General features: G+C 34.7%; 7 protein-coding genes and 1 pseudogene. All 8 read left to right on the top strand.

Annotated elements, in window-relative coordinates; translation table 11 throughout:
- Nucleotides 1–195: pseudogene (locus tag B4C08_RS00950) on the top strand (cell filamentation protein Fic); the annotation flags it as partial.
- Entirely contained in the window at nt 196–1395 is a 1200-nt protein-coding gene (locus B4C08_RS00945) for a restriction endonuclease subunit S (protein WP_296662179.1), read from the top strand. It begins immediately after the preceding pseudogene.
- Complete coding sequence (locus B4C08_RS00940; protein ID WP_296662178.1) at nt 1382–1999, top strand: Abi family protein; 618 nt, start codon at nt 1382–1384, stop codon at nt 1997–1999. Before B4C08_RS00945 ends, B4C08_RS00940 begins: the two co-directional genes overlap by 14 nt.
- A 573-nt stretch (nt 2000–2572) precedes the next feature.
- Entirely contained in the window at nt 2573–2797 is a 225-nt protein-coding gene (locus B4C08_RS00935; RefSeq protein WP_296662177.1) for a DUF3791 domain-containing protein, read from the top strand.
- The gene (locus B4C08_RS00930) at nt 2794–2973 is read left to right on the top strand and encodes a DUF3990 domain-containing protein (protein WP_295797956.1); all 180 of its coding nucleotides are present in this window, start codon (nt 2794–2796) and stop codon (nt 2971–2973) included. The genes B4C08_RS00935 and B4C08_RS00930 overlap by 4 nt, the downstream gene beginning before the upstream one ends.
- The gene (locus tag B4C08_RS00925; protein ID WP_296662176.1) at nt 2966–3196 is read left to right on the top strand and encodes a hypothetical protein; all 231 of its coding nucleotides are present in this window, start codon (nt 2966–2968) and stop codon (nt 3194–3196) included. The genes B4C08_RS00930 and B4C08_RS00925 overlap by 8 nt, the downstream gene beginning before the upstream one ends.
- Nucleotides 3197–3216: 20 nt before the next feature.
- Nucleotides 3217–3375: a hypothetical protein gene (locus tag B4C08_RS00920; protein ID WP_296662175.1), complete on the top strand. Its 159-nt coding sequence runs from the start codon at nt 3217–3219 to the stop codon at nt 3373–3375.
- Between the two features lie 30 nt (nt 3376–3405).
- Nucleotides 3406–4481 (top strand): type I restriction endonuclease (locus B4C08_RS00915; RefSeq protein ID WP_296662174.1); only part of this gene is annotated, 1076 nt, incomplete at its 3' end.

Here is a 4481-nt window from a genome sequence, read left to right as displayed (position 1 = left end):
CTGGACAGAATTCTTTCTGGCACAGGAAAAGAAATCTTGGAAGGCGCAGGCTCGGTAAGTCATAAGCAGGCTCTTGAAAAAGCAGAAAGAGAATATCAAAAATTCATTCAGAAAAATCTTTCCCCAGTTGAACAGGCGTATTTGGAAACAATACGGACTTTGGAAAAAGAAGCAAAAGCTGGAGAAAAGAAGTAGATGAGTGAATTGAAAAAGCTGGGTGAATATATACGGCAAGTTGATATTCGCAATAGAGATTTATCTGTAAATAAATTGTTGGGATTGAGTATCAACAAATGCTTTATTGAGTCAATTGCAAATACAATCGGAACTGATTTCAAATCATATAAAGTAGTAAAGAAAGATCAGTTTGCCTATGGTCCGGTTACTTCCAGAAATGGCGAAAAAATTACGATTGCATTGCTTAAAGAACCGGAATGCATTATTTCAAGTTCTTATTCTGTTTTTGAAATTATAGATATTTCAAAACTTTTGCCGGAATATCTGATGTTGTGGTTTCTTCGTCCAGAGTTTGACCGTTATGCCCGTTACAAATCACACGGAAGCGTTCGGGAAATATTTGACTGGGAAGAAATGTGCCGTGTTGAACTCCCAGTTCCTCCACTCGAAGAGCAGCAGAAAATCGTAGATGCCTACAACGCAATAGAAAACCGCATCAAAATTAAACAGAAGATAAACGAAAAGTTGGTTGAATTGGGAAAGAACATTGTAAAGCAGATTTTTAATCCAAATTTATTATTGAATTATACAGATAATGAACTTGAAGAAATAAAAGACAAATTGAATGTTTCAATGAAAATTCAATCTGTCAAAGATTTTTGCAAGGAAATGAAATCTGGTTCAACTCCTTCAAGAACAGAAATTGATTATTGGCAGAATGGAACAATACCTTGGTTAAAGTCAGGTGAAGTTCATAATAATGTAACAATTTCAGTTGAAGAGTTTATAACAAAAAAAGCATTGAATGAAACATCGACTAAGTTGTTGCCAAAAGATACTGTTCTTATGGCTATGTATGGAGTTACTGCTGGTGAAGTCGGATATTTGAATATTGAAGCAACAACGAATCAGGCTGTTTGTGGAATGATTTGTAAAAACTTAAATGATTCTGCATATCTTTATTTTGTACTTCTTGCGAATCAGAAAGAAATAAGTTTAATGTCAAATGGCGGAGCACAAAACAATTTAAGTAAAGATTTTATCGAAAAACTTTTGCTTGTTGTCCCTGATGAAAAAGTTAGAAGTAAAACAGATCTTGCAAAGATAATTCAGAACTTGAAAAATAATTATCAGGAAATTGAAAAACTTGCTCGGTTAAAACAACTTCTCGTTTCGCAGATTGCAAATAGGCAAAGAGAGGAAAATGACAATGCATAGAAAGCCAAAACTTTCGGTTGAAGAAATTATCAATGACATAAAATCTAAGAATATTACATTTAAATATGTATCTGAAGAAGAGGCAAGAAATTATCTGCTTTATAATACTTATTATTTTAAATTGAAGTCTTATGCAAAAAACTATGTAAAAAATCCTGTTAGAAATAAATATTCTGGTTTGGATTTTTCATATCTTCAAGATTTGGCAAGATTGGATATGTATTTTAGAGAACTTGTGTTTAAAATGACTGTTGATATTGAGCATTTTATTAAAGTCCAATTATTGGCTGCATCTCAACAAAATGAATCTGATGACGGATATAAAGTTGTATCAGATTTTCTTGAGGAAAATAAGGACATAAAAGATAATTTAAAAGAACATTCTGATAATTCAGGTTATTCTGCTCGACTTATTAAAAACAATATCGAGGATTTGCCAATATGGGTTTTTGTAGAAGTTATTTCATTTGGTGAACTTACTCGATTCTATGATTTCTATATAAAAAGATTTCCAATTGGAAACAGTGTGTCGCAATATTTATGGTCTGTCCGAATAATGAGAAATGCTGCGGCTCATAACTCATGTATTCTTAACCGTTTATAAACAATGCTCTTAGAGATTCAATAAAAAGAAATTTTCCGCTTATAGATACAAAAAAACTGAAGCATTATCTGACTAATCCAGTCGTTCAAGATTTTTTAGATGTTCTTATGGTTTTTAAAATTTTGGATAAAACAAGAAATGTTTTAAATAAGAGATTAAAAGAGGTGGATGCTTTTTTTAAGCGTTGCAGAAAACATGCGGCATATTATAAAACAAATAATAATATTGTTTCTGTTTATGTATTTGTATTTCGTTTTTACAAAGAATATAAAAAATTATTTTGACAGAACAATAAATTTGTTATATATTTTGAGTATTGAACTTGAACGTTTATGTTCTATAAGGAATGGATCCAGCCGTTTTACGATACAGATTCATTCCGTTTTTTTTATTTTTTCCTTTTATTCTTTCAAAATTTTTCAACACAATATAATCAATAAATATTATCATTAATTAGGATAAATTTTGAAATTCTGAATATGCATTTAGATAAGCACGCATTGGAACATTCCCTTTTCCATTATTTTCCTATGCCACAAAGTATGTTATAATTTATCTATAGGAATTGTGCTTATGTCAAATCAGGAGCAAAATCAAATCCGGTATACAGTCGCGTGTGTGAATGAATTCGCGCAGGCTAAGTCGCTTTCTAAAACTCAGTCATTTTTATATCTGCTGGAGCACAAGGCTTTGGATTTTCTTACGGAATTTTATGATGTTGAGCATACGCTTTCTTTTGCTGATGCGGTTTCTGATATGACGCAGATTTGCCAGAAAAACGGAGACAAGATTCAATGACGCTTTATCACGGTTCAAATGTTGACATTCAGTTTTTCAGGCAGTTTTCGGACGGGCTTATTTCTGTTGAAACTTTAGTAAAAGAAATGGAATTCAAGAAATTGACAGACCAATATTCGTTTCATACAGAAAAAGCGTTGTCATATCTTTTAAAAACTGGGGTTGAAAATGTCTAAGCAGGAACAGCTGATTGAATACATCACGGATGATGTTGTTTCTTTTATAATGGAAGATTTTAAAGTCCCGGTTCTTGAGGCAATGCAGCGGCTTTACACATCAGAAACTTTTTCAAAGCTGAACAATATTGAAACAGGTTTGTATCTTGAAAGTCCCTCTTATATTTATGATATTTATAAGTCAGAAAAAGAAAACGGCCGAATCATTCAGCAGGAAATTTAAATAAACCGGAGACAGATAAAATGCAATTCGACGAGCACGCACTGGAACTTTCCATTATTGAACTGTTTGAGAAAGCAGGCTACGCACACCTTACTGGAAGCGAAATCCACCACGACAAAACGGAAGTTCTTTTGACTGATGTTCTTAGAAATTTTCTTTTGTTCCGATATTCAGACTAGAATATTACTCAAAGCGAAATCTCGGCAGCTGTGAATAAAATCAAAAATGTCTCTTCGGATTTGTATGATGAAAACAGGCGGATTTTGGATTTTATCTGCAATGGCTTTACAATCCGCCGCGATGATTCTGACCAAAAAGACCTTTTTATCAATCTGATTGATTTTGAGACTCCTGAAAACAATATTTTTCAGATTGTGAATCAGCTTGAAGTGCAGGGCAGGGAACAGCTTCGTATTCCGGACGGCATTGTTTATGTGAACGGAATTCCGCTTGTTGTTCTGGAGTTCAAGTCTGCAATCAGGGAAAACACTACGATTGAGGATGCATACAAGCAGCTTGCCGTGCGTTACCGCCGCGACATTCCGGAGCTTTTTAAGTACAACGCTTTTGTAGTGATTTCCGATGGTGCAAATTCCAAGATGGGCTCGATTTTTTCGCCTTATGAATATTTTTATGCCTGGCGCAAAGTTGAAAGCGCAGACAAGGAAGTTGACGGAATCAGTTCCTTAATCACGATGATTAACGGCTGCTTTAGACCGGAGCGGCTTCTTGCAGTCATAAAAGATTTTTTGTATTTTCCGGATTCAAGCGACAATGAGCTAAAAATCGTCTGCCGTTATCCGCAGTTCTTTGCGGCAACAAAACTTTTTAAAAGCATAAAATCTTCTATAAAACCAAACGGCAACGGCAAGGGCGGAATTTATTTTGGTGCGACAGGCTGCGGCAAAAGTTACACTATGGTTTTCTTGAGCCGGCTATTGATGAAAGCAACTTCGCTTAAAAGTCCGACCATCATTGTTATTACCGACAGGACTGATTTGGACGACCAGCTTGGAAAACTTTTTCTTAAATCAAAGAATTATATCGGCGACCAGAATATTGAAACAATAGAAAGCCGTTCCAGTCTTGGCGAAAAACTTCGCGACCGTCAGAGCGGCGGCATTTATCTTACAACGATTCAAAAATTCAGCGAGGACACAAAGCTTCTTTCAGACCGCTCAAACATTATCTGCATAAGCGATGAAGCTCACCGTTCGCAAAATAATCTTGATGAGAAATTTGTGGTAAATGATGAAAAGGGAATTGTCGAGCACAAATTCGGTTT

This window comes from Treponema sp. UBA753, assembly GCF_002297325.1.
Lineage (GTDB): Bacteria > Spirochaetota > Spirochaetia > Treponematales > Treponemataceae > Treponema_D.
Note: the sequence above shows the minus strand (reverse complement) of the source record. Positions and strands in the feature narration are given on the sequence as shown.

Coding starts and splice junctions, on each gene's coding strand:
- B4C08_RS00945 (WP_296662179.1), top strand. CDS start 196: ATGAGTGAATTGAAAAAGCTGGGTGAATATATACGGCAAGTTGATATT.
- B4C08_RS00940 (WP_296662178.1), top strand. CDS start 1,382: ATGACAATGCATAGAAAGCCAAAACTTTCGGTTGAAGAAATTATCAAT.
- B4C08_RS00935 (WP_296662177.1), top strand. CDS start 2,573: ATGTCAAATCAGGAGCAAAATCAAATCCGGTATACAGTCGCGTGTGTG.
- B4C08_RS00930 (WP_295797956.1), top strand. CDS start 2,794: ATGACGCTTTATCACGGTTCAAATGTTGACATTCAGTTTTTCAGGCAG.
- B4C08_RS00925 (WP_296662176.1), top strand. CDS start 2,966: ATGTCTAAGCAGGAACAGCTGATTGAATACATCACGGATGATGTTGTT.
- B4C08_RS00920 (WP_296662175.1), top strand. CDS start 3,217: ATGCAATTCGACGAGCACGCACTGGAACTTTCCATTATTGAACTGTTT.